At 62.5% G+C, this 24,241-nt stretch carries 20 protein-coding genes; 13 read left to right on the top strand and 7 right to left on the bottom strand.

The window, feature by feature from the left end:
- Positions 1-94: 94 nt before the first annotated feature.
- Genes tssI through AC07W7_RS20915 form a run of 4 tightly spaced genes read left to right on the top strand, consistent with a single transcriptional unit; the run spans position 95 to position 5,884 of the window.
- Positions 95-2,116 carry a type VI secretion system tip protein TssI/VgrG gene (gene tssI / locus AC07W7_RS20930; RefSeq protein ID WP_495040048.1) on the top strand — a complete coding sequence of 674 codons (2,022 nt, stop codon included), beginning with the start codon at positions 95-97 and terminating at the stop codon, positions 2,114-2,116.
- On the top strand, positions 2,116-2,952 hold the full coding sequence (locus AC07W7_RS20925; protein WP_495040047.1) for a DUF4123 domain-containing protein: 837 nt from the start codon (positions 2,116-2,118) through the stop codon (positions 2,950-2,952). The genes tssI and AC07W7_RS20925 overlap by 1 nt, the downstream gene beginning before the upstream one ends.
- Complete coding sequence (locus AC07W7_RS20920) at positions 2,945-3,718, top strand: hypothetical protein (RefSeq protein WP_495040046.1); 774 nt, start codon at positions 2,945-2,947, stop codon at positions 3,716-3,718. The genes AC07W7_RS20925 and AC07W7_RS20920 overlap by 8 nt, the downstream gene beginning before the upstream one ends.
- A 12-nt stretch (positions 3,719-3,730) precedes the next feature.
- Entirely contained in the window at positions 3,731-5,884 is a 2,154-nt protein-coding gene (locus AC07W7_RS20915) for a lipase family protein (RefSeq protein WP_169867123.1), read from the top strand.
- Positions 5,885-5,893: 9 nt separating this feature from the next.
- Here AC07W7_RS20915 and codA read toward each other — a convergent pair whose 3' ends face one another.
- From codA to AC07W7_RS20890, 5 genes are all read right to left on the bottom strand, one after another.
- A complete protein-coding gene (gene codA / locus AC07W7_RS20910) occupies positions 5,894-7,129 on the bottom strand; it encodes a cytosine deaminase (RefSeq protein WP_076964343.1) in 1,236 nt (411 codons plus the stop codon).
- Between the two features lie 103 nt (positions 7,130-7,232).
- Positions 7,233-8,501, bottom strand: coding sequence for a cytosine permease (codB, locus tag AC07W7_RS20905; RefSeq protein ID WP_495040045.1), 1,269 nt, complete (start codon positions 8,499-8,501; stop codon positions 7,233-7,235).
- Positions 8,502-8,665: 164 nt separating this feature from the next.
- Positions 8,666-9,289 carry an NUDIX hydrolase gene (locus AC07W7_RS20900; protein ID WP_495040044.1) on the bottom strand — a complete coding sequence of 208 codons (624 nt, stop codon included), beginning with the start codon at positions 9,287-9,289 and terminating at the stop codon, positions 8,666-8,668.
- Between the two features lie 20 nt (positions 9,290-9,309).
- The gene (gene queD / locus AC07W7_RS20895) at positions 9,310-9,666 is read right to left on the bottom strand and encodes a 6-carboxytetrahydropterin synthase QueD (protein ID WP_003173033.1); all 357 of its coding nucleotides are present in this window, start codon (positions 9,664-9,666) and stop codon (positions 9,310-9,312) included.
- A 78-nt stretch (positions 9,667-9,744) separates the two neighbouring features.
- Positions 9,745-10,824 (bottom strand): patatin-like phospholipase family protein, encoded by a 1,080-nt coding sequence (locus AC07W7_RS20890; protein WP_495040043.1) that lies wholly within the window; start codon positions 10,822-10,824, stop codon positions 9,745-9,747.
- Between the two features lie 159 nt (positions 10,825-10,983).
- Between AC07W7_RS20890 and AC07W7_RS20885 the strand changes: the two genes are divergently transcribed.
- From AC07W7_RS20885 to AC07W7_RS20855, 7 genes are all read left to right on the top strand, one after another.
- Positions 10,984-11,292 (top strand): PepSY domain-containing protein, encoded by a 309-nt coding sequence (locus AC07W7_RS20885; protein ID WP_495040042.1) that lies wholly within the window; start codon positions 10,984-10,986, stop codon positions 11,290-11,292.
- Positions 11,292-11,606, top strand: a complete 315-nt coding sequence (locus AC07W7_RS20880; RefSeq protein WP_495040041.1) for a PepSY domain-containing protein — start codon at positions 11,292-11,294, stop codon at positions 11,604-11,606. The genes AC07W7_RS20885 and AC07W7_RS20880 overlap by 1 nt, the downstream gene beginning before the upstream one ends.
- Positions 11,606-12,274: a response regulator transcription factor gene (locus AC07W7_RS20875; protein ID WP_099168125.1), complete on the top strand. Its 669-nt coding sequence runs from the start codon at positions 11,606-11,608 to the stop codon at positions 12,272-12,274. Before AC07W7_RS20880 ends, AC07W7_RS20875 begins: the two co-directional genes overlap by 1 nt.
- Positions 12,271-13,590 (top strand): ATP-binding protein, encoded by a 1,320-nt coding sequence (locus AC07W7_RS20870; RefSeq protein WP_495040040.1) that lies wholly within the window; start codon positions 12,271-12,273, stop codon positions 13,588-13,590. The genes AC07W7_RS20875 and AC07W7_RS20870 overlap by 4 nt, the downstream gene beginning before the upstream one ends.
- Positions 13,591-13,794: 204 nt before the next feature.
- Positions 13,795-14,748, top strand: a complete 954-nt coding sequence (locus tag AC07W7_RS20865) for a TAXI family TRAP transporter solute-binding subunit (protein WP_099168126.1) — start codon at positions 13,795-13,797, stop codon at positions 14,746-14,748.
- Between the two features lie 125 nt (positions 14,749-14,873).
- On the top strand, positions 14,874-16,901 hold the full coding sequence (locus AC07W7_RS20860) for a TRAP transporter permease (RefSeq protein WP_076964476.1): 2,028 nt from the start codon (positions 14,874-14,876) through the stop codon (positions 16,899-16,901).
- Positions 16,898-17,314 carry a DUF1850 domain-containing protein gene (locus AC07W7_RS20855; protein ID WP_495040039.1) on the top strand — a complete coding sequence of 139 codons (417 nt, stop codon included), beginning with the start codon at positions 16,898-16,900 and terminating at the stop codon, positions 17,312-17,314. Before AC07W7_RS20860 ends, AC07W7_RS20855 begins: the two co-directional genes overlap by 4 nt.
- 7 nt (positions 17,315-17,321) lie before the next feature.
- Here AC07W7_RS20855 and AC07W7_RS20850 read toward each other — a convergent pair whose 3' ends face one another.
- Complete coding sequence (locus AC07W7_RS20850) at positions 17,322-19,469, bottom strand: methyl-accepting chemotaxis protein (protein WP_099168129.1); 2,148 nt, start codon at positions 19,467-19,469, stop codon at positions 17,322-17,324.
- Between the two features lie 233 nt (positions 19,470-19,702).
- Here AC07W7_RS20850 and AC07W7_RS20845 point away from each other — a divergent pair, with 233 nt between their 5' ends.
- Together AC07W7_RS20845 and ctpM are read left to right on the top strand one after the other, a co-directional pair.
- Positions 19,703-21,022: a Na+/H+ antiporter family protein gene (locus tag AC07W7_RS20845; protein WP_176561343.1), complete on the top strand. Its 1,320-nt coding sequence runs from the start codon at positions 19,703-19,705 to the stop codon at positions 21,020-21,022.
- Positions 21,023-21,094: 72 nt separating this feature from the next.
- Positions 21,095-22,774: a methyl-accepting chemotaxis protein CtpM gene (ctpM, locus tag AC07W7_RS20840; RefSeq protein WP_495040038.1), complete on the top strand. Its 1,680-nt coding sequence runs from the start codon at positions 21,095-21,097 to the stop codon at positions 22,772-22,774.
- 119 nt (positions 22,775-22,893) lie between these two features.
- Here the strand turns inward: ctpM and trhP are convergent, their stop codons facing one another.
- On the bottom strand, positions 22,894-24,213 hold the full coding sequence (gene trhP, locus AC07W7_RS20835; RefSeq protein WP_495040037.1) for a prephenate-dependent tRNA uridine(34) hydroxylase TrhP: 1,320 nt from the start codon (positions 24,211-24,213) through the stop codon (positions 22,894-22,896).
- Between the last annotated feature and the right edge of the window lie 28 nt (positions 24,214-24,241).

Below are 24,241 nucleotides of genomic sequence, written 5' to 3'. Positions count from 1 at the left end.
ATCTTTAGGGCGTTCAGGCACTTTCTTTGGCCGCAGGGTTTATGTTTGGCGGGAGGGAGTGTTTCAGTCAAATAGTTATGGCGGGTAACAACGGATGGTTAACGCGTTTGTTTCGTCACGTTTCAACTTTACGCTTCAAAGCGTAGAGGCCGACTTTCAAGTACTGGCATTCAAAGGCCGCGAGGCCCTGGACCAGCCATATTTCATCGAGGTGCAACTGGTCAGCGAAAACCCTGGCCTTGACCTGGAAGCATTGCTGCACCAGCCGGCCTACCTGGGTTTTGGCGACGCGGGCCAAGGGCTGCACGGGCAGGTGTATGCCGTTGGCCGCGACGATCCAGGGGCTCGGCTCACCCGTTATCGCCTGACCCTGGCCCCGCGCCTGGCATGGCTGGCGCATCGCCGTGACCAGCGCATCTTTCAGCAACGCAGCGTGCCGCAGATTATCGCGGCCGTGCTTGAACACCACGCAATCCTGGCCGATGCGTATGCCTTCGAGTTAGGCCCTGTGGTCTATCCGCCGCGCACGTTCTGTGTGCAATACGCCGAGAGCGACCTGCACTTTATCCAGCGGCTGTGTGAAGAAGAGGGGATTCACTACCACTTCCGCCACAGCCCGGATGCCCATGTAGTGGTGTTTGGTGATGACCAGACGGTATTCCGGCGCCTGCCTGTACAGCGTTTTTGCCCGGCCAGCGGCCCGGCCGCCGAGATGCGGGTGATCCAGCGGTTCGATGTGCGCCTGGCTACCCGCAGTCGCCAGGCTGTCCGGCGTGATCATGATTTCGAGCATCCTTCGCGGCGCCTGCAGGAACAGGCCGGGGCTACAGCGGTGCCGCCCCTTGAGGACTATCACTACCCTGGCGGCTTTACCGGCCATGCGCGGGGTGCGCAACTGGCGCGTCGCAGCCTGGAGCGCCATCAGCGCGACCGTCACCGGGCCTTGGGCAAGAGTGATCAGCCGGCGTTGTGCAGTGGCCATTTCCTGCCATTGCGCGATCACCCGCAACCCGCCTGCAATGACTTGTGGCTGCTGACTTCAGTGCGTCACGAGGGTTATCAACCCCAGGTGCTGGAAGAGGCAATGCCCGGTGCTGAGGTGTTCCAGGGCTATCGCAACCGCTTCAACGCCACGCCCTGGCGCGCGGTCCATCGCCCGGCGCTCAAGCACCCCAAGCCGACGATCACCGGCAGCCAGACCGCTACAGTGACAGGCCCGGTGGGCGAGGAAGTGCATTGCGATGCCTATGGTCGAGTGAAGGTGCGGTTTCACTGGGATCGCCTGGACACCGCGAGTGATAAAAGCAGTTGTTGGGTACGTGTGGCCTCCGGGTGGGCGGGTGACGGTTTTGGCGCGATCATGACGCCCCGGGTCGGCATGGAAGTGCTGGTGACCTTCCTGGAAGGCGACCCTGACCGGCCGTTGATCAACGGTTGCCTGCCCAATGCGCGGCACAGGCCAGCCTATCCATTGCCGCAATACAAGACCCGCAGCGTATTGCGCAGCCACAGTTGCCCCGGTGGCGCAGGCTCCAACGAACTGCATCTGGAGGACCGCCTGGGTGAAGAACTCATCTACCTGCGGGCCCAGCGGGATTTGCAGCAGCAGGTGGGCCATGACAGCCACCTGGAAGTTGGTGGGCAGCGGCGTGAAACCATTCACGGTCTGAGCACGGTCCACCTGGAAAGCGAAGAGCACCACCACGTTCGCGGTGATCGCAAAGTCCTGGTCGGGGGTGGCGAGCACCGCCAGGTACAGGGCGATAGCCAGGCCTGTATCGGCCAGAACCTGGTGATCGAGGCCGGGCAACAGGTTCATCTCAAGGCGGGTGCCAGCCTGGTGATCGACGCTGGTGCGCAGTTGAGCTTCAAGGCCGGAGGAGAACACCTGCTGATCCAGGCCGGCGGTATTTTCAGCAGTCGCCCCATCACCCTGGGGGGCTCGCCGGTCGCCGCGCACGCGGCCAGTCCCTTGGGGCCGGGCGATCCGGGGCCGTATCTTTCAGCGGTCCAGGGCGTGATCATGCATATGGCCAGGCAGATCGGGGCGGACTTTTGCCCGGTCTGCGAGCACTGCCGTGAAGCGGTCTGCGACCTTGGCGGGAGGGTGGCTTGATGGCGCGCATGCCAGGCCAATGGATGACCCAACAGCAGCAGGCAGGGCGTCGGCTGTGCTTGATCCTTGAGGGAAACAACGACGTGCTCCAGAGGCTGATGGCGTCTGGCAATCGGGCGCAGTATTGCAACCTCTACGGCACGAGCGCAGTGGCAGAATTGGCGGCGGCCGGGCCAGTGATCCTGTCAGTGGAGCATCTTGGTGAGCCTGCGTTGGCAGGCTTGCTGGAGCACCCCGAGGCGAACTGGGGCTGGCTGGGCAGTTTGCCCGACGTGGACCTAGGCGGCGTTATCGAGCATTGGCAGGCGCGGATGCTGGTAGGGCCCCCGGGCAATCAGGCCCTGTACCGTTTCCACGACAACCGCACCCTGGCACGTGCGCTGGGCTACTTGCCGGTAGCGCAATGGCCAGCCTATCTCGGGCCGTTGATCAGCGTGTGCTACTGGCATGAAGCGCAATGGTGCAGTGCCAGCAATCCGGCGCCGGGCAAGTACCCGGTACCCGATCCCGTCCCTTGGCTAAACCTCCCCAACCCCCAGGCCAAGGCCATTCTGCAGGCCAATATCCTGCGCTACCTGTTGGCCGAACACAGCGAAAACCTCGTGGCCCTGGTTGAGTTCCAGGACCCGAAGATATGGTTGGCCCATGTACTGGAGCAGGCCCGCACCTGGCAATGGCGAGAGCCGGAACAGTTGGAGTTCTTGGTGGTGCGGCGTTTGGAGGAAGCGACGCGAGCGAGCGTGCTCCGGTGGCCGCCATTGGTGGCGGAGACACCGGGGGATCACTTTGGGCGGGTGGTGGAGCAGTGGCGCACGCTGGGGCATCAGCATGAATAGGCGGGAGTGGGGGGCATGGCTTGCGCTTGGCATGGCGTGCACGTCGGGATGTGCGCGCATACCCGTTGATCGCGTGACGTTGCAGGTGGACTTGCCGGCCAATTTCCGTGTTAAAAGCGCCGCCAACTACAGCCCGGCGACAGGTGAAAGCTGCACCTTGCCTTGGCGCCGAGGCAAAAGGCCAGAGCGGAAGATTTTTAGTGTGCCCTACAACCCGACAGCCAGCCGCGTGACCCAGGAGCTGCCCCTGACTGAAACGGTAGAAGGCTGCCCGTTGGTGTTGCGCAGCGTGGAATTTGATTTTTATGCCCGGTGGGGCGTGCGCGATACCGATGTCGGCGCAGATATGGCGGCTATCTACATTCAGGACCGTGCAGGTGTTGAGCGGCCCGAGTTGGGTGCGCCGGAGTTGAAAGGGCGATGTCAGTGGCTGTTTCGTACCCTTGGATCGCAGCATGCCATCAGGAAAATTCTTAAATGCAACGCGCTGGACAACGAAGGGCAACCGCAGGGGGCACCGGCCGGTGGGGTCGTGCCGCGCAACCGACTGCCAGGCAACACGCTCCGGCTGGTCCTGGAAGTTGCGAACGAAGAGAAGCCTTACATGGGCAATACCTGGGTTCGCGTTCCACAAGGGTGGAAGCGTTGCCAGGGGAAGAACATGGACGATCAATATGGTTTTTGTACAAAGGGCGCTGCCCATTTCAGGCCTTTCAAGATGCCTGACGGGCGTGAATGCACTGTTTACCCAACCTGTACTGAATAAGGATATTCAGCTATGGATTTTGAAGCGTGGAAGAAGCCGTTTTTCAGCGAAAAAATGCCTGTTTGTCCGTTACGGGGAGGCTGGCTGAGTTTTGCGCTGGTTGATGAAACAGGCGATGGGAAAGCCTATGCAGGGCTTGCCTACTCGGTCTTGGACAGCCAGGGGCAGCAACACGTTGGGCACTTGGATGGCAATGGTTATGTGAAGCTGGATAACCCGTACAGAGGCCCCCAGGTTCTGACTTTCGATGCGCTCCATGAGGCATCTGGAAGTGACTATTACGGAGTGTTACAAGCACGAAGTCACTACCCTTTGCCCATTACAGAGCTGCAATTTCGAGCTGAACAGACACGCTTTGTTCGCAGTGACGGCCAGCGTGTCGAGACCAACCCGGCTCAGCAGCAAGCCAATCGATTCTACCAGGTCGAAGTCCGCGACCTGGTCCGCCATGTCGCCCATTTGCCGCCTCCGGCGCCCCGGTCCCACGGCCCCCAGCGACATGCCCTGCAAATGATGGCCGACCTTGGGTTTGGTCCACCCCAGCCCGGGTTGTGGGGCGTCGTGCTGTTCCCCAACCAGCATACGGTGCTGCAAGTGCGGCCCTTGCGTGCACTGCGCCCGATGTTGTCCACCGAGGACGGGTTCTGTGCCATGAACCTGTACCAACTGGCCTTGATGGCGACCTTGAGTTACTGCCGTTTTGGCCAGGAACCGGCCAGCCACCCGCAAGATGAGGTCCACTTTCCCCAGGAGCCCAGCATCGGCCATCTGTTTGCTGAAAAGCTCTCGGGGTATCAGCAGGCCTGGCGGGTCGACGCCGAGCAAGTGCAGCGCTTTTACCCGTTGTATGAGGAGGTCCCGTACTCCCGGCGCTTCGAGATCCTGCCCTTTGATCCTGACGTGTATCCGCAGAACAGTCCGACGCTGGAGGCCAGGCAGGAATATCCGGCGCGCCTGCATTTTTTCGATGATGAAGAGCAGGGGACCGATACCCAGGCCTTTATCTGCCATCACGACGAAGTGGTGCTGATTGCCGTGCGGGGGACGGCCAGTGCCGCGGATGGCCTGCGTGACGCGAACGCCCACCAGGTGCCTTTTGCCGACGGCCTTGGCAAAGCCCATGAAGGTTTTTACCAGGCTTACCGCGCCATGCGTGACTTCGTATTGCGTTATCTGGATCAGTTCTACATCGGCCAACGCATCGTGATATGTGGCCACAGCCTGGGTGGGGCAATCGCCTTGTTGCTGGCTGAGGGATTGCGCCGTGTCAAGGATGCCAACTACAACGTCCTCCTTTACACCTATGGTGCCCCGCGCGCCGCCGATGCCGAATTTACAGGCGGTGCCGCGGCCCTGGTGCATCACCGGATCGTCAACCATAACGACCCGGTCCCCAGCGTTCCCACAACGTGGATGAACACCACGGCCAAGCTCTGGGTTCCGGGGGCTGTGGCCTTGTTCAGCGCGCCCACGCCGGGAGGCCTGTTGTTTGCTGCGGGTCTGGTGCGTATCGGGGGCCAGCCTTATCAGCATCACGGCGAGCAACAGCACTTCATGCCGATCACCCTGGCGGACGGGACGCATTCCTCGGTGCTGTGGAAGCCCGGGTGTGAGTCGGTGCAGGAGGCAGAGTGCAATCGCGCCTTGCGCCTGCATGGTGACATGCCCGAGCGTGACAACCTGCTCAAGCAACTGTTCCAGGCCAGCCAGCACGCCATGGTCGTCAGCTACGTGCCGGCGGCGTGGGCCACCTTGCGCCGCTGGCAGCAGACACTGGATAACCGCGGCTCCCTGGTGACGGCGCGGGAGTACGCACTGATCGATCGCGCGCTGAGCACTATGCGTGAACAACTGCAGGACAAGCGGCTTGAACTCCACCGCCTCAGCCCGGCGAACGGGCGTGGTCATGAGCAGCACGATGCCTTGAGCGCTGAAATCGATCGCCTGCAAACCAGTCGCCAGCGCCTGGAGAGCCTGCGCTGGCGCCGCTTGGAAGTGCGCGATGTATACGGCAGCTACGCTTCCAGTGCGCACTTGCAACCCAGCCTCGAGCGTTGGTTCGGTCACCGGGAAAACCGTGAGTTGTCCCAACTGGCAAGTATCCCGCCGGCCTTCCAGGCAGACCGGGGGAGGGGCAAACCACTGGACCTGGACTCGATCGTTTAAGCCAGCGCTTTACACAAAAGTTACCTGCGCAGGCTGGCGCTTCATCAACACTTGGCCGTTGCGGATCGAGTACAGCGCCAGGCCCTGGCTGCGAATCATTTCATAGTCGCTGTTTGCCGACAGGATCAGCAGGTTGGCCGGGCGCCCGGGCTCCAGCCCGTAGCGGTCGCCCAGGGCCATGGCTTTGGCGCTGTTGTCGGTAACCAGGTCCAAGGCTTTTTGCAGGTTGCTGTAGCCGAGCATATGGCAGATATGCAGCCCGGCTTCGAGTACCCGCAGGATATTGCCGTTGCCCAGGGGGTACCAGGGATCGACGATGGAGTCCTGGCCGAAGCAGACGTTCATGCCGGCCTCCAACAGTTCGTGGACCCGGGTCACACCCCGGCGCTTGGGGAAATTGTCGAAACGGCCCTGCAAGTGAATGCTTTCGGTGGGGCAGGATACAAAGCTGATGCCCGAATGCCCCAGCAGGCGGAACAGCTTGGCGCAGTAGGCATTGTCGTAGGAACCCATGGCCGTGGTGTGACTGGCGGTGACCCGGCTACCCATGTCGCGGCTGCGGGCTTCTTCGGCCAGCACTTCCAGAAAGCGCGAGTGCGGGTCGTCGGTTTCATCGCAATGCACATCGACCAGGCAACCCGTGCGCTCGGCCAGGTCCATCAGGAACTTGACCGAGCTGACCCCCTGGTCGCGGGTGTACTCGAAGTGAGGAATACCGCCCACCACATCGGCGCCGAGGCGAATAGCTTCTTCCATCAGTTCACGGCCATTGCGGTAGGACTCGATGCCTTCCTGGGGAAATGCCACGATCTGCAGGTCGATCAGGTGGCTGCTCTCCTGGCGCACTTCGAGCATGGCCTTGAGCGCAGTCAAATCCGGGTCGGTGACATCCACATGGGTGCGCACATGCTGGATGCCGTGGGCCGCCAGGGCCTGGATGGTCTGTTTGGCGCGGGTCTTGGTGTCTGCCTGGGTAATGGTGGCCTTGCGTTCGCCCCAGCATTCGATCCCTTCAAACAGCGTGCCGCTCATGTTCCAGCGCGGTTCGCCGGCGGTCAGGGTGGCGTCGAGGTGGATATGGGGTTCGACAAACGGCGGCACCACCAGGTTGCCGGCGGCGTCCAGGTCGTCCGGCCCCAGGATCGGGGCGGCGGTTTGTGGCGTGATACTGGCGATCCGGCCATGTTCCAGGTGCAGATCATGCAGGCCTTCACGGTTGCGCAGGCGGGCATTGATGATATGCATGGGCAAGTTCCTCTTGGGCAAAAAGCAATCAGGCAGACAGCCGCCAGATTATCGGCGTGACGCCGATGTCCAGGCGGTCATTGTTGTGTCGGGGCGCTCAGGCTCATGCCTGGATGTCAGCCAATGGTACGCGTACCCGCAGGACGGCGGTAAGCGCGATGTAGGTGGCGGATGCAGCGACGATCCCTACCAAGGGCGCGACCCACGGCGAACTGAAGGCCAGCACCGTACCGACGGCATAGGCCATCAGCCCCGGCCAGTTGAAGGCTGGCAAGCGCACATCCGCCAGCCGTGGATAATGACCGCGATAGCGATAGAAAAAGTCGGCCATGATCACCCCGCCAATCGGTGGAATCACGGTGCCCAGCAGTATCAGGTAGGGCACCAGCATGTCGTACATGCCCAGCAAGGCGAGCAGGGTGCCAATCACGGCGCCGACCAGGGTCACGGTCTTGCGGCGCTTGGTGCGCAGCAGGTTGCAGCCGGCGACGGCGAAGTTATAGATGGTGTTGTCCTGGGTGCTCCAGATATTGAGCAGCAGCATGGCCATTGCCGCCATGGCGAACCCTTGCAGTAGCAAGACTTCCACCACATCCGGTTGTTGATAGACGATGGCGCCATAGGCCCCGATCAGCACCATCAGGCCGTTGCCGATAAAAAAGCCGATCAGGCTGGCCAGCACCGCCACCTTGGCCGAGCGGGAAAACCGTGTCCAGTTGGTGGCCTGGGTGGCCCCGCTGACAAAGGTGCCGAATACCAGGGTAATGGCCGTGGACAGATCCAGTTCCACGCTGGGTACCACCGCGAGCAAGCCTTCAAGCCCGCCAATGTGGACGGTGGCTACCCACATTGACAGCAACAGCAGCAGGCCCATGGCCGGTACTGCAATGTAAGAGAGAATCTCCAGCCCCCGATAACCCACGTAGGCCGTGGCGCAAAACACCAGGCCGAACAGCACCATCAGTGCCAGCACGTTGCCCTGGTTCAACTCGAAATATTTGCCCAGCACCACGGCCGCCGTAGCAGTGCCCCAGGCGTACCAGCCAATCTGGGTGAGCCCCAGGATCAGGTCACTCAACTTGCTACCGACTTCGCCAAAGCAGAAACGCCCCATCAGCACCGAGTTCAAGCCGCTCTTGAAGGCGATGTAACCCAGGCCTGCGGCGTAGATACCCAACAGCAGGTTACCCAGGGCCACGACAGCGAGCATCTGGGTAAAGCTGAAGGCCACCCCCAGCTTGCCGCCGGCGAACATGGTCGCGGTAAAAAAGGTGAAGCCCAGCAACACCATGGCCGTGGAGCCAAGGCCCTTGCGTGCATGCATGGGCACCTCGCTGAGAGGGTAATCGTTGCCCGGTTCGTTGTGCGTCATGTGCCGTTCCCCTGTGAGTGACACCGGGGCTGTTGCAGTGCGCGTGCCAACTGCGTGGCGGTGATGCGCACGTGGGGGCGCTGTGCAGGTTGCACAGCAGGGATGGCCGCTCAGGCGCGAAAGCGGTGCAGCGGTGAGACAAATTGGATCACCGGGCCAGGGTGTCAGTCGAACAGGGTCTGGGTGATTTCCCCGCGGTGAAAGGCGAAGGCGGCTTCAAGATCACTCTCGATGGTGCGCCCGCGTGACAGGGGAGGCAGGTCGTCGAGGCGGAAGAAGCCGACATCGGTGGTTTCAAAGCCTGCCATGGGGGCGGCCTGGTCGGTGCGTTCGCAGAGGAAGTACAACTTGTAGAAGTCGCGCACGTCGGGCCGGTACAAACCCTTGGCCTTGTGGGTCACGCTGTACAGCGCCCGCGCGGTCACACTCAACCCGGCCTCTTCGCGAAGCTCCTTGACAATATTTTCTGCCGCCGACAATCCGATATCGGCATAGCCCCCCGGCAACGCCCAGCAGCCATCCGTTGCTTCGCGCACCAGCAGGATCCGGTCGCCTTCAATCAGCGCTCCCCGCACATCGATCATCGGCGTTGAATAACGCTGGGCGAAGTCCGAGACCAGTCCGGTAATGCGCTCCAGGGGCACTTGCCCCAACTGCGCGAGCATACTGTGGGCAATCTGGGCGATCTCTTCCAGGCGCTCGCGCTCGAAGTCATCCGTGCAAAAGTGCAGCCCGGTAGAAGCCAATGCCTGCAGACGCTTGGCCTGGGCCAGCCAGGTGGATTCCATGGATCGCTCCTTTGATTGACCTACTCGCCGCGATAAATACAACCACTGGTGCAGGTCTCATGGATACGAATGGCGCTGAGCTCCGGCAACAACGGCTTCAACTCATTCCAGATCCACTTGGCCAGTACTTCACTGGTGGGGTTTTCCAGGCCGGGGATGTCGTTGAGGTAATTGTGGTCGAGGCGCTCGTAGAGCGGCTTGAAAATCGCCTTGATCTCCGAAAAGTCACGGATCCAGCCGGTATGCGGATCGAGGTCGCCGCTCAGGTGGATGGCCACCTTGAAGGAGTGACCATGCAGGCGCCCGCATTTATGGCCATCAGGAACGTGGGGCAAGCGGTGGGCGGACTCGAATGTGAACTCTTTGAAAATTTCCACGGTGTTTTTCAGCTCGGTCAGGTGTCTGGCAGGCGGCGAGTTTAACAGCTTGGCTGGCGCGCTGCGCGCACTGGCGGATCAGAGGGGGGCCAGGCGTTCACCCAACCGGCCGCTATCGGCCAGTTCCAGGAACTCATCGCCCAAGCGCTGGCTTTCACTCATCGCGGTTTGCCAGTACTGATTGCGGCGCGCGTCATCCCCCATAAAACGTTTGAAGTCGCTGCGATCCGGCAATTTGCCGTGGGGCAGGCGGGCCAGGTAGTCCCGTGACGGGGCCACCAGCAACACATCCTGCAAACCCTGCGGGCTACTGCGCCGCCACGGCAGACTCTTGTCGAACCAGCCGGGGATGACCCGGTCGGTGAAGTGCGGGTACAGCACAATGTCATGGCCGTGGTAGGGCAGGTCGAGGTGGTAGTCCAGCAGGCCGCCATCGCGATAGGTGCCGGCACCGGCGCCCGGTAAGTCGCGCACACCTTGCATCACCATGGGGATCGAGCCGGACGCCAGCAAGGCCTGGCGCAGGTTGCCCAGTTCCAGGTCGAGGAAACGCGAAGGGAAATCCTTGAGTGGGTGCAGCGGCGGGGCCTGGCGCGGGTCGTGGATGATCAGCCGTTCAAAGTGCCGGGACAGCCGTGCCCGGCCACGCAGGTTGTCGGCAATCACCGAGGACAGGCCCAGGCCCAGGCGCCCGCGGTGATCGTCGGCCAGCAGGCCATGGCTTTTGACGACCATGATATTCAGGCGGTAGTGCGGGTTATCCAAAAGCGTCGCATCGCGCCCGGCCAGCAGGTCATCGAGCATGCGCTGGCAGCTCTGGCTGACCTCGGCCATGGTCACGCCCTTGGCAAAGCGTTGCTCGTTGTACAGGCGCCCGAGGTCGAGCAGGCCCTGCACCGGGTCCGGCAGGCAGGCGCTGGCAAAGCGCCAGGAACCAATCGACGCGCCAATCAGCGAGCGCTCGCGGGGCGCGCGTGCCAGCCAGTCCCCGAACAGCGCCAGGTCCAGGCCCTGAATCCCCAAGGCCTTGGGGCCACCGGCCGCGCCAGGCAGAATGCCCACGTCCGCAGGCGCCAGCCCTTGCTCGCGAATGCGTGAAAAGGCGCGCTGGCCAGCCTTGACTGTTAGGGCTGGGAACTTGATGTGGATGGCCGTCATACCGGTCTCTGTGCAGGCGAGCAGGGCAGTATAGGAAATTTTCCCCGGAGTCAGGCAAGGTGTTGTGGGACAATTGCCATGGTGGCAATTCAGTTTCAGTTAAGTTGTGACCCGTACTGTGGGGGCCGTAGGCAAAACATCCGGAAATGGAGAATCATCATGAAAACCCTCACAGCCATTATCGCCGCCAGTATCATCGCCCTCACTACCGGCCTGGCCCAGGCGCGGGACCTGGGGCCGGATGAAGCGCTGAGATTGCGTGACGCTGGTACCATCCAGTCTTTCGAGAAGCTCAATGCCGCCGCCCTGGCCAAACATCCCGGTGGCACCGTGCATGAAACCGAGCTGGAGCAGGAGTACGGCAAGTATATTTACCAGGTTGAGCTGCGCGATGCCCAAGGCGTCGAGTGGGATGTGGAATTGGACTCTGTTACCGGGCAAATCCTCAAGGATCATCAGGATACGTAATGAAGGTAAATCTACGCACCGGCAGTCGACTGGCGCTGGTGCTCCTGGCCTTTTGCTCGGTGGTGGCTGCCCGGGACCTCAACCAGGATGAAGCTCTGGAGCTGCGCCAACAAGGGGTGATCCTGTCCCTTGAGCTGCTGTTGCAGCAGGCCATGGCGCGGCATCCCGGCGCTAGGTTGCTGGAGGCTGATCTTGAGAGCAAAAACGGCGGGTATGCCTATGAGGTGGAGCTGGTGACCGTCGATGGCGTGGTCCGGGAAATCAAACTGGACGCGACCACCGGCGCGTTGCTTAAAGACGAGGAAGATGACTGATGCGCCTGCTTCTGGTGGAAGACCACGTACCGTTGGCCGATGAACTGATGGCCGGGCTCAAAGCCCAGGGCTATGCCGTGGATTGGCTGGCGGACGGTCGCGACGCGGTATACCAGGGGCGCAGCGAGCCTTACGACCTGATCATCCTCGATCTGGGCCTGCCCGGGCTGCCGGGGCTTGAGGTGTTGAGCCAATGGCGCGCCGCCGCCCTGGCGATCCCGGTGTTGATCCTCACCGCCCGCGACTCCTGGGCCGAGCGCATCGAAGGGCTCAAGGCCGGGGCGGATGACTACCTGAGCAAGCCGTTTCACCCCGAGGAGCTGTACCTGCGCATCCAGGCGCTGTTGCGTCGCTCCCATGGCCAGGCCAACCAACCGACCTTGCAGGCGGCGGGCTTGCACCTGGATGAAGGCCGCCAGTGCGTGCTGCGCGATGGGGCCGAGGTGCAACTGACCGCTGCCGAGTTTCGCCTGTTGCGCTACTTTATGTTGCATCCCGAACAGATCCTGTCGAAAAGCCATCTGGCCGAGCACTTGTATGACGGTGAGACCGAGCGCGACTCCAACGTCCTCGAAGTCCACGTCAACCACCTGCGGCGCAAGCTCGGGCGCAGTGTGATTGAAACCCGGCGTGGCCAGGGTTACCGCTTTGGCGCCAGCCCCGCGTGAGGTCGATCCAGCGGCGGTTGAGCCTGGGGCTGATCAGCGTGATGGTGATTGTCGGCCTGGTGCTGGCGCAAACCAGCCTGTGGCTGTTTGAAATGGGCTTGCAGCGCTACCTGGAATCGGGTTTGCGCAACGACAGCGAAAACCTGTTGGTGGCCCTGGTACGCGGCCCTGGCGGCGTGCAACTGGATGAACAGCGCTTGTCACCGGCCTATCAGCGGCCGTTTTCCGGGCACTATTTTCGCATCGACTTCAGCGGCAACCACTGGCGTTCCCGTTCCCTGTGGGACCAGGAACTGCCGCAACTGCCCCAGGCCGGCCTGCAGGGCAACCTGCAACTGGGCCCGGAAGGCCAGCAACTGTTGGTCCTGCGTTCGGACTACAAGCGTTTTGGCCAGTCGATCTCCATCAGCGTGGCCCAGGACTACACGCCGGTGCGGGAAAGTTTCCACCTGATGCGCCAGGTTGGCCTGGTCCTCGGGCTGGCGGCGTTGCTGCTGATCCTGGTCCTGCAACGGGTCACCGTGCGCCGGGCCTTGCGCCCGCTGGAAACCGCCCGCGAACAGATTGCGCAATTGCAGCAAGGCCAGCGCTCGCAGCTGGATACCCAGGTGCCGGTGGAGCTGGAGCCGCTGGTGGCACAGATCAACCACCTGCTGGCCCATACCGAAGACAGCCTCAAGCGCTCGCGCAATGCCCTGGGCAACCTTGGCCATGCCCTGAAAACCCCCCTGGCAGTGCTGTTGAGCGTGGCCTCCAGCGAACAGCTCAAGGACCAGCCACAACTGGTCAAGCTGCTGCGCGACCAATTACAGCAGGTGCAGCAACGCCTCAACCGCGAACTCAACCGCGCCCGCCTGGCCGGTGAAACCCTGCCCGGCGCGCTGTTCGACTGCGACAGCGAACTGCCGGGCCTGCTGGCAACCCTGCGCATGATTCACGGCGAGCACCTGGACCTGAGCTACCACGTACGCCCTGGCCTGCAACTGCCATGGGACCGTGAAGATGTGCTGGAACTGCTGGGCAACCTGCTGGACAACGCCTGCAAATGGGCGGATGCCGAGGTGCGCCTGAACCTCGACGAGGCGCCCCACTGTTTTCAGTTGCGGGTCGAGGATGACGGGCCGGGGATTCCCGAGGCCCAGCGCAGCCAGGTGTTCAGCCGCGGCACCCGTCTGGATGAGCAGACCGATGGCCATGGCCTGGGGCTGGGGATCGTGCGGGATATCGTCGAAGTGTGGGGGGGCACCTTGCAGTTGCACGAGAGTGAACTGGGCGGGCTCAAGGTGCTGATCGAGTTGCCCCGACGCCAGGTCTGATGGGCACCTTGGTGTAGGAGTGTAGGGATTTGCAACAAGGCTTTTCTTGTAACGCCTGACGGGACAATTTCGCTTATAACAGCCACCTGGCTGGCCATGCCGAGCAGGTTTTCGCTCTTGCAAGGTACGGTATCTGCCGGAGCACTTGTCAGCCGGGCACTCGCTTGCTCGGCGCCGAATAAGAACGATAAAAAGGTGAATTCCATGGGAATGACCAAGCGTTTCAGCGTGTTTGCTGTTGCGGCAACCTTTGCCGTCAGCTCTGCGGCACTCGCCGCCCCGACCTTTATCAACGTACTGACCGGGGGCACCAGCGGCGTGTATTACCCGATTGGCGTGGGCCTGTCGCAGCTGTACAGCAACGGTATCGAAGGGGCGAAGACCTCGGTGCAGGCCACCAAGGCGTCGGTAGAAAACCTCAACCTGCTGCAAACCGGTCGCGGCGAACTGGCCTTTGCCCTCGGTGATTCGGTGGCCGATGCCTGGAGCGGTGTGGAAGACGCCGGCTTCAAGACCCCCCTGAAAAAACTGCGGGCGATTGCCGGCACCTACCCCAACTACATCCAGATCGTTGCCAGCCAGGAGTCCGGCATCAACACCCTGGCCGACCTGAAAAACAAGCGCATCTCGGTTGGCGCGCCGAAGTCCGGCACCGAGCTGAACGCCCGCGCCATCTTCAAGGCCGCTGGCCTGAGCTACGAAGACATGGGCAAGGTCGAGTTCCTGCCTTACGCCGAGTCGGTCGAGTTGATCAAGAACCGCCAACTGGATGCCACTCTGCAGTCCTCGGGCCTGGGTATGGCGGCGATCCGCGACCTGGCCGCGACCCTGCCGCTCACCTTCGTTGCCATTCCAGCGGATGTCATCGCCAGGATCGACAACGTGGCCTACCAGGCGGGCACGATCCCGGCGGGCACTTACGACGGCCAGGACAGCGATGTATCGACCGTGGCCATCACTAACCTGCTGGTCAGCCATAACGGTGTGCCTGATGACGTGGCCTACCAGATGACCAAACTCATGTTCGACAACCTCGATCGCCTGGGCAATGCCCACTCGGCTGCCAAGGATATCCAGCTGGAAGGCGCGGCCAAGGGCTTGCCGATCCCGCTGCATCCGGGGGCCGAGCGTTTCTACAGGGAAGTGGGCGCTCTGTAAGCGGCAGGTGGGTGCTGTACGCGGCACCCACCGTTGCGGATGCATGCCGAGGCTGCGATAAAACCTGTGTACGCCGCGTGCCAGGTTTTGTGGGCCTATCGACGTTGTAACGTGGGAGTACCTCCATGAGTGAGCAAGACCAAAGCCTCGCTGCCAACCCCAGGGATTGGCCCAGGGCACTGTTTTATGTCGCGCTGTTGTTTTCCACCTTCCAGGTCATCACCGCCGCCTTCCACCCGGTCTCCAGCCAGATTCTGCGGGCCGTGCATGTGGGCTTTCTGCTGCTGGTGGTGTTTCTGTGTTTTCCGGCGCGGGGCAAGGCCCAGCCCTGGCAGCCGCTGGCCTGGCTGCTGGGGCTGGCCGGGATGGCCACGGCGTTCTACCAGTGGTACTTCGAGGCCGACCTGATCCAACGTTCCGGCGACCTGACGGGCAGCGACATGGCCATAGGCCTGGTGCTGATCGTGCTGGTATTTGAAGCCGCGCGGCGGGTGATGGGCATTGCCCTGCCGCTGATCTGCGCGCTGTTTCTGGCCTACGGCCTGTTTGGCCAGTACCTGCCGGGCGACCTGATGCACCGCGGCTACGCCATCGACCAGGTCGTCAACCAACTGGCTTTTGGCACCGAGGGGCTGTATGGCACGCCAACCTATGTATCAGCCACTTACATCTTCCTGTTTATCCTGTTCGGCGCGTTTCTCGAACAGGCCGGGATGATCAAGCTGTTCACCGATTTCGCCATGGGCCTGTTCGGCCACAAGCTCGGTGGCCCGGCCAAGGTTTCGGTGGTGTCATCGGCGCTGATGGGCACCATTACCGGTTCGGGCGTGGCCAATGTGGTCACCACCGGCCAGTTCACCATCCCGCTGATGAAGCGCTTTGGCTATAAATCGGCGTTTGCCGGCGGCGTGGAAGCGACTTCGTCGATGGGCAGCCAGATCATGCCGCCGATCATGGGCGCGGTGGCTTTTATCATGGCCGAGACGATCAACGTGCCGTTCTTCGAGGTGGCCAAGGCCGCGTTGGTGCCGGCGTTGCTGTACTTCGGCTCGGTATTCTGGATGGTGCACCTGGAAGCCCGGCGCTCCAACCTGCGTGGCCTACCCAAGGCTGAATGCCCCAATCCCTGGGCGGCGGTGAAGCAGCGCTGGTACTTGCTGATCCCGTTGTTGGTGCTGATCTACCTGCTGTTCTCCGGGCGCACACCGCTGTTCTCGGGCATGGTCGGCCTGGCACTGACGTCCATCGTGATCCTGGGCTCGGCGATCATCCTGCGCGTCTCGTCCAGGGGCATGCGCCTGGCTTTCTGGATTGCCCTGGGCGTGCTTTGCGCGGGGTTCTTCCGGCTTGGTATCGGTATGGTGTTCGGCGTCGTGGCGCTGCTGGTGGCGGTGTGCTGGTTTATCAAGGGCGGCCGTGACACCCTGACCCTTTGCCTGCACGCACTGGTAGAAGGGGCGCGCCATGCCGTGCCGGTGGGGGTCGCCTGCGCCCTGGTGGGCGTGATCATCGGCGTGGTGTCGCTGACCGGGGTGGCGTCCACCTTCGCCGGCTACATCCTTGCCATTGGCCAGGACAGCCTGTTCCTCTCACTGGTGCTCACCATGCTGACCTGCCTGGTGCTGGGCATGGGCATCCCGACCATTCCCAACTACATCATCACCAGTTCGATTGCCGCACCGGCCCTGCTGGACCTGGGGGTGCCACTGATTGTGTCGCATATGTTCGTGTTCTATTTCGGCATCATGGCGGACCTCACACCACCGGTGGCACTGGCCTGTTTCGCGGCGGCACCGATTGCCCGGGCAAGCGGGCTGAAGATCAGCCTGTGGGCGATCCGCATCGCCGTGGCCGGGTTTGTCGTGCCCTTTATGGCGGTGTACGAGCCGGCGCTGATGCTCCAGGGCGACAGCCTGCTGGCCACACTCTACGTGGTGGCCAAGGCGCTGCTGGCCATTGGCATCTGGGGCGCGGTATTCACCGGTTACCTGCTGACGAGGCTCAATGGCTGGGAGCGCGTGCTGGGCTTTGTCGCCGGTGCCAGCCTGATCCTGGCGACGCCGTTAAGTGATGAAATCGGCTTCGCCCTGGCCGTGCTGTTGATCGCCCAGCACTGCTGGCGTGCCCGCCGTGCTCAGGTGGCCACTGCGTGATCGGTGTGTGCCTGGGTTTGGCCGGTGTGGTCTGGGCGCAACTCCCCACGCCGGCCTTCACCCTGGCCTGGACCCATACCGTTGAGAAAGTACGCTGGGAAGAGGATTACCGCGTGACGCCTGCGGGGCTGGTATTGGGCGAGGCGCGGGTCAAGGGTTCGGGAGCTGGCATGGAAATCCCGGACGGCGCCGAGCTGCGCGAGGGCAGTTGGCACTACCAGCGCCAGCTGCCGCCCTTGCAACCCCTGCGTGTGGGGCGAACCCCCGAGGCCGGGGATTATCAGCTGTGCTTCAACCAGCGTTGCCAGTGGATGAGTGCCTGGCTCGGCCCGCCACACGCGAGCCGGCCGGCGTTGGAGTTGTGGAGTTGTGAGCTGGACGCTGGGTCCAACGCCAGGCCCCGCGCATTTTAAAGCGCCATCAGACCCGGAACTGATCCATCAACCCCTGCTGCTGATTGGCCAGGCTGTTCAGCGTCTGGCTGACCCGCGCCGATTCATTGGCCTGGCCCGACAGCGACTCGGTCACGTCGCGAATGCTCGCCACGTTGCTGTTGATCTCCTCGGCCACCGCGCTTTGCTGCTCGGCGGCGCTGGCGATTTGCAGGTTCATGTCGCTGATCACCGTCACCGCCTCGCCGATCTGGCGCAATGCCGTCACTGCCTGGCCCACCTGCTCGACACTGCCTTGGGCCTGGCGATGGCTGTTGCCCATGGAACTCACCACGTCCTGGGTGCCGCTCTGCAACTGCTCGATCACCTGGCGGGTTTCTTCCACCGATTCCTGGGTACGCCGTGCGAGGTTGCGCACTTCATCGGCGACCACCGCAAAACCGCGCCCGGCCTCACCGGCGCGGGCGGCTTCGATGGCGGCGTTGAGCGCCAGCAGGTTGGTCTGTTCGGCAATCGCGCGGATCACTTCCAGCACCGAACCGATCTGCTCGCTATTGGCTGCCAGGCCTTCGACCTGGGCCATCGCCGTACTCATGTCGGCGGCGAGGTGGCCGATGCTGGTGGTGGTGCGGTCGATCACGGTCAGGCCTTCGCGGGTGGCCTGGTCGGCATCCCGTGCCGCGTGTGCCGCCTGGGCGGCGCTGCGCGCGACGTCCTGGGCGGTGGCGCTCATTTCGTGGGAGGCGGTGGCCACCTGATCGACCTGGCGGTATTGCTGGTCCATGCCGGCGCTGGTCTGGCTGGCAATCGCCGCCGATTGGTCGGCGGTGCTGCGCGCGTCCTGCACCGAGCGTTTGACCTCGGCAATGATCGGTTGCAGTTTGTCGAGGAAACGGTTGAACCAACTGGCCAGTTCGCCCAGCTCGTCGCGCTTGTCGTAGGCCAGGCGCCGGGTCAGGTCGCCTTCGCCGCTGGCGATATCTTCCAGCATATGGGCCACGCCAAGGATCGGCCGGGTCACGCTGCGGGCCATCAGCCATACCAACAGCAGGCCGACGATGGCGGCGAGCAGGCCCAGCCCCAGTTCCAGCAGGGTGCCGCGGGTGTTGTCGGCATCCAGTTCGGCCTTGAGGGCTTCGGCGGGGCCGACCAGGACTTTTTCCGGCACATCCAGCAAGACGCCCCAGGACTTGCCATTGGGGATGGGTTGGAACGGTGCCAGCACCTTGAGTTGATGATCGGTGCGCAGGCTGTGGGTCTGGGTGCTGTTGGCCATGGCGCTGATCAGTTGCGCGCCGCTGGCGGTATCCACGCTGTCCAGGCGCTGGCTGAGCTTGCTGGCATCCGGGCTGTAGCCGGCGAGCAAACCCACCGGGCTGATGATGCTGACGCTGGTCTGGCCGTCATACAGCTTGCGGCTGGCGTTCTGGCTGACCGCCTGCAGGCTGTTGAGGTTGATGTCCACCGACAGCGAGGCAATGACTTTGCCATTGACCGTCAGCGGGAACACGATGCTGGTCAGCAAGACGTTGCGCCCGTCGATCACATAGAAGTATGGCTCGATCACACACGGCTTGAGCGTGGTACGCGGGCAGGTGAACCAGGTGTTGGCCTTCTCGCCGCTGGGGCCGACGCTGGTATCGGCCATATCGCTTTCCGGCAGCGCCATCGAGGTCAGCGTGCCGGGGGTCGGCTGCGACCAGTACAGGGCAAAGCGTCCCTTTTCATTGCTGCCCAGCTCCGGTTGGCCGGCGAACAGCTCATCCTTGCCATCCAGGGCGTTGGCTTCAAACACCAGGGACAGGCCCAGCAGGTCCGGGTTGGCTTGCAGGGCGGCCTTGACCTGGCGGGTCAGGTCTTCACGCAGGTCGAAGGCATCGAGGAAGCGCTTCTCGGCCTGTTCGCGCAAAAACAGCACCTGGCGCGAAAACCCATGGCCATATTGGTAGGCATCCATAAACTGCTGGCGAATGCCCAGTGCCTGGACTTCGCCCTGGGCTTCGATCCGCGCCTGGGCTGCGACGTCGAGCATGTCCATGCTGGAGGCCTTGACCCGTTGCGAACTCTGGTCCATGCGGTACAGCGAAAGACCCACCAGCAAGGTTACGATCCCCAACAGACAAAGGCCGGCGAGGAGGGTGATTTTCCATTGAATGGACAGCTGCCTGAGCGACATGGAGATCCTTAACCTTTCGTTACGACAGAGATGATCCACCGTATCGGCCGGGCAGCTTTTTTCTTTATTCATACGTTCGATTGAATCTGTGGGCGACGTCGTTCTTTGACATGACGCGCCCGCTGTTGCAAAGTGCGCGCCCTCTAATAAAACTCCTTTTTTGCTTGTGCCTAGGCTGCCAATAACCCGGCGGGCGAGGCCCGGGCGTGTGTTTCTGTCTTGAGGTAACCATGATTAACGCAGTAATCGCCGCAGTCGGCACCATGCTCGTGCTGAGCCTGTCCCGCGTGCATGTGGTCATCGCGATCATCGTCGGCGCCCTGGTCGGCGGCTTGACCGGAGGTCTTGGGATCGACGCGACGCTCAGCGCGTTCAACAGCGGCCTGGGCGGCGGTGCCACGGTGGCGCTGTCCTACGCGTTGCTCGGCGCTTTCGCCGTGGCGATTGCCAAGTCCGGCCTGGCCCACGCCCTGGCGGACAAGGCCCTGCTGCTGGTGGGGCGTCAGGAGGCCAGCGGTGGTAATCATGTCAAGTGGTTGCTGATCTGCCTGCTGGGGGCGGTGGCGATTGCCTCGCAGAACATCCTGCCGATCCATATCGCTTTTATCCCGCTGCTGGTGCCACCTCTGTTGTATGTGCTGACCAAGCTGCAGATTGACCGGCGCCTGATCGCCTGCGTCATGACCTTTGGCCTGATCACCCCGTACATGTTCCTGCCGGTGGGCTTCGGCAATATCTTCCTCAACCAGATCCTGCTGGCCAACGTCGCCAAGAGCGGGGTGGATATCAGCCAGGTCAATGTCACCCATGCCATGGGCATCCCGGCGCTGGGCATGGTGTTCGGCCTGTTGGTGGCGGTGTTTATCAGCTACCGCAAAAAGCGCGTCTACGACCTGGCGAAGATCGAGCGGGTCGAGCAAGTGGCCGTGCACTACAACCCGCTGACCCTGCTGGTGGCCGGGCTGGCCATTGCCTCGGCGTTTATCATCCAGTTGTGGCTGGACTCGATGATCGTCGGTGCCCTGGCGGGTTTCCTGATCTTCTCGGTGTCGGGCATCGTGCGTTGGCGCGACACCGATGATCTGTTTACCGAAGGCATGAAGATGATGGCGATGATCGGCTTTATCATGATCGCCGCCTCGGGGTTTGCCGAAGTGCTCAAGGCCACCGGCCAAGTGCAGACCCTGGTGGAGTCCTCCGCCGCCTTTATCGGCCACAGCCGTGGCGTGGGGGCGCTGTTGATGTTGCTGGTGGGCTTGCTGGTGACCATGGGCATTGGCTCGTCGTTCTCCACGGTGCCGATCCTCGCCGCGATTTTTGTACCGTTGTGTGTGCAACTGGGCTTCAGCCCGCTGGCCATTGTGTGCATCGTCGGCACCGCCGGGGCCCTCGGTGACGCCGGTTCGCCAGCTTCGGACTCGACCCTGGGGCCGACCTCGGGTTTGAACATCGACGGCCAGCATCACCATATCTGGGACACCGTGGTCCCGACCTTCCTGCACTACAACCTGCCGTTGCTGGTGTTTGGCTGGTTGGCCGCGATGACTCTGTAGCAACGAGCTTCCTACAGTTTTCTCTTTTAGGGCCGTTAACCTCTTAACGTTGCCCTACAAGAGAGAAGATCCATGCGTCTGAGCCTGAAGGCCAAAGTCCTGTCCCTCGCCGTACTGCCGGTGTTGTTGTTTGCCGTGGTCATCAGCCTGACCACCGTATGGATCCTCAAGGAACAGGCGCGCACCGAGGTGGCCGAAACCCGCCAACGCCTGCTCAACAACGCCAAGGCCACCCTGCAAAGTTATGTCGAAGTGGCGATGACCACCATCAAGCCGCTGTACGACGCCGCCGCCCCTGGCGATACAGAGGCGCGGGCGCAAGTGGTCAAGCTGCTGTCCAACACCACCTACGGCAAGGACGGTTACTTCTTCGGCTACGACTCCGAGACTATCCGCCTGTTCAAGGGCAACAGCCCCGAAGGCGTAGGCAAGAGCTTCAAGGACAACCGCGACCCCAACGGCGTCTACGTCAACCGCGACCTGGTCAAGGTCGGCAAGGACGGCAGCCACTACCTGCAATACAGCTCGACCCAGCCGGGGCAAACCGAACTGGTGCCCAAGCTCGGCTACACCGAATACCTGCCCAAGTGGGACATGGTGATCGGCACGTCAGTCAACCTCGACGGGATCGACGCCCTGGTCAGCGAAGTGGAAGCCAAGGTCAACGAGCGCATGGAAGGGGTGCTGTTGAGCATCGTCGGCATCGCGGCGGTGTTGCTGTTGCTGATCGCGGCAGTGGGCATGGTACTGGCCAATACCATCCTGCGGCCCTTGCACCTGATGAAGGTCAACCTCGATGACATCGCCGCCGGTGAGGGTGATTTGACCCGGCGCCTGGCCATCACCAGTCAGGACGAACTGGGTGAACTGGCGGGCTCGTTCAACCGGTTTGTCGACAAGATCCACGGCCTGGTGCGCCAGATCACGGACATGACTGCGCAACTGACCGGGCTGGTCAGCCAGGTGTCCGAGCAGGCCCACCGTTCGGAACAGGCCATGGAACGCCAGCGCCAGGAAACCGACCAGGTGGCCACCGCGATCAATGAAATGTCATCCGCCGCCCATGAAGTGGCACGCAGTGCCCAGAGTGCGGCGGTGGCGGCGCAGCAGACCGACGCCGAAGGCCAGGCCGCCAAACGTGTGGTGGATGGCAGCATCGCGCAGATCCATGCGCTGGTAAGTGATATCCGCAGCAGTGGCGTGTCCCTGGACAGCCTGCAACAGGACGTGTCGTCGATTGTCAGCGTACTCGGGGTGATCCGCTCGATTGCCGAGCAGACCAACCTGCTGGCGCTCAACGCCGCGATCGAAGCGGCCCGGGCCGGTGAGGCCGGGCGTGGGTTTGCGGTGGTGGCCGATGAAGTCCGTGCACTGGCCAGCCGCACCCAGCAAAGCACCCAGGAAATCCAGGGCATGATCGACCGCCTGCAAAAGGGCACCGAGGCGGCCGTGGAATCCATGCGCCGCTCCAGCGATGCCGGCGACGGCACCTCGGCCCAGGCCAACGAGGCCGGGGCGTCCCTCGACACCATGGCGCAACTGATCGGCACCATCAACACCATGAACGCGCAGATCGCCAGCGCCGCCGAAGAGCAAACCGCCGTGGCTGAAGAGATCAACCGCAGCGTGCATCAGATTGCCGTGGCAGTGGACAGCGTGGCGGACGAGACCCAGCAGGGCGCGCAGACCTCGCGCAGCCTGGCGGACCTGGGGCAGCGGTTGGGGCAGTTGGTGGGGCAGTTCAGGATCTGACCTGGCAATTGCGGTGCTGGTTCCGGCCCCATCGCAGGCAAGCCAGCTCCCACATTTTGAACGGTGAACACGGTCAAAATGTGGGAGCGGGCTTGCCCGCGATAGGGCCCTAAAGGCCGCTACACATCCCGCATCAACAACCCAAACCCGATATCCATTTCCAGCGGCACCGGCACATACACCGTATGCCCATCCCCCGGTGCCACCTCAATCGCCTCACCCTTGGCGTTGTGCATCATCCCCAAATCAAAATGGAAATTCCCCGTCGGGGTCATCAATTCCAGGTGATTGCCCACGGCAAAGCGGTTCTTCACCTTGACCTCGGCCAGTTCGCCGCGTCGCTCCCCGGTCAACTCCCCGACAAACTGCTGGCGCTCGGAGACGGAGCTGCCGTTCTGGTAGTTCTGGTATTCGTCATGCACATGGCGGCGCAGGAAGCCTTCGGTGTAGCCGCGCTGGGCCAGGGATTCGAGGTTGGTCATCAAGCCCCGGTCGAACGCGCGACCGGCCACCGCGTCATCAATGGCCTGGCGGTACACCTGGGTGGTGCGCGCCACATAAAAGTGGGATTTGGTACGGCCTTCGATCTTCAGCGAGTGCACGCCCATCTGTGTCAGGCGTTCCACATGCTGCACCGCCCGCAGGTCCTTGGCGTTCATGATGTAGGTGCCGTGCTCGTCCTCGAAGGCCGGCATCTGCTCATCCGGGCGGTTGGCCTCTTGCAGCAGGAACACCTGGTCGGTGGGCGCACCAAGGCCCAGGGTCGGCTCGGGCTGATACTGCTGGACGATATCGCCTACGGTGTTTTCGGCCGCCGGGGTGGCCTGGTATTTCCAGCGACAGGCGTTGGTGCAGGTGCCCTGGTTGGCATCGCGCTTGTTCATATACCCCGACAACAGGCAGCGCCCGGAATAGGCCATGCACAACGCGCCATGCACAAACACTTCCAGTTCCATGGCCGGCACGTGCTGGCGGATCTCGGCGATTTCTTCCAGGGACAGCTCCCGCGACAGGATGATCCGGCAGATGCCTTGCTGCTGCCAGAACTCGACGCTGGCCCAGTTCACCGTGTTGGCCTGCACCGACAAATGGATTGGCATCTGCGGGAAGTGCCGGCGCACCAGCATGATCAGGCCCGGATCGGACATGATCAGCGCGTCCGGCCCCATGGCGATCACCGGTTCCAGGTCCTTGAGAAAGGTTTTCAGCTTGGCATTGTGCGGCGCGATATTGACCACCACATAAAAACGCTTGTTTTGGGCTTGCGCTTCGGCGATGCCCAGGGCCAGGTTGGCGTGGTCGAATTCATTGTTGCGCACCCGCAGGCTGTAGCGCGGCTGGCCGGCGTAGACCGCATCGGCGCCGTAGGCAAAGGCATAGCGCATGTTTTTCAGGGTGCCGGCGGGGGCGAGCAATTCGGGGGCGAGGACAGGGGGCATGGGGATTCGGGTCGCAAAAGGGCGGCAG

The sequence above is a fragment of the Pseudomonas sp. GW821-FHT01D09 genome, assembly GCF_059422465.1.
Note: the sequence above shows the minus strand (reverse complement) of the source record. Positions and strands in the feature narration are given on the sequence as shown.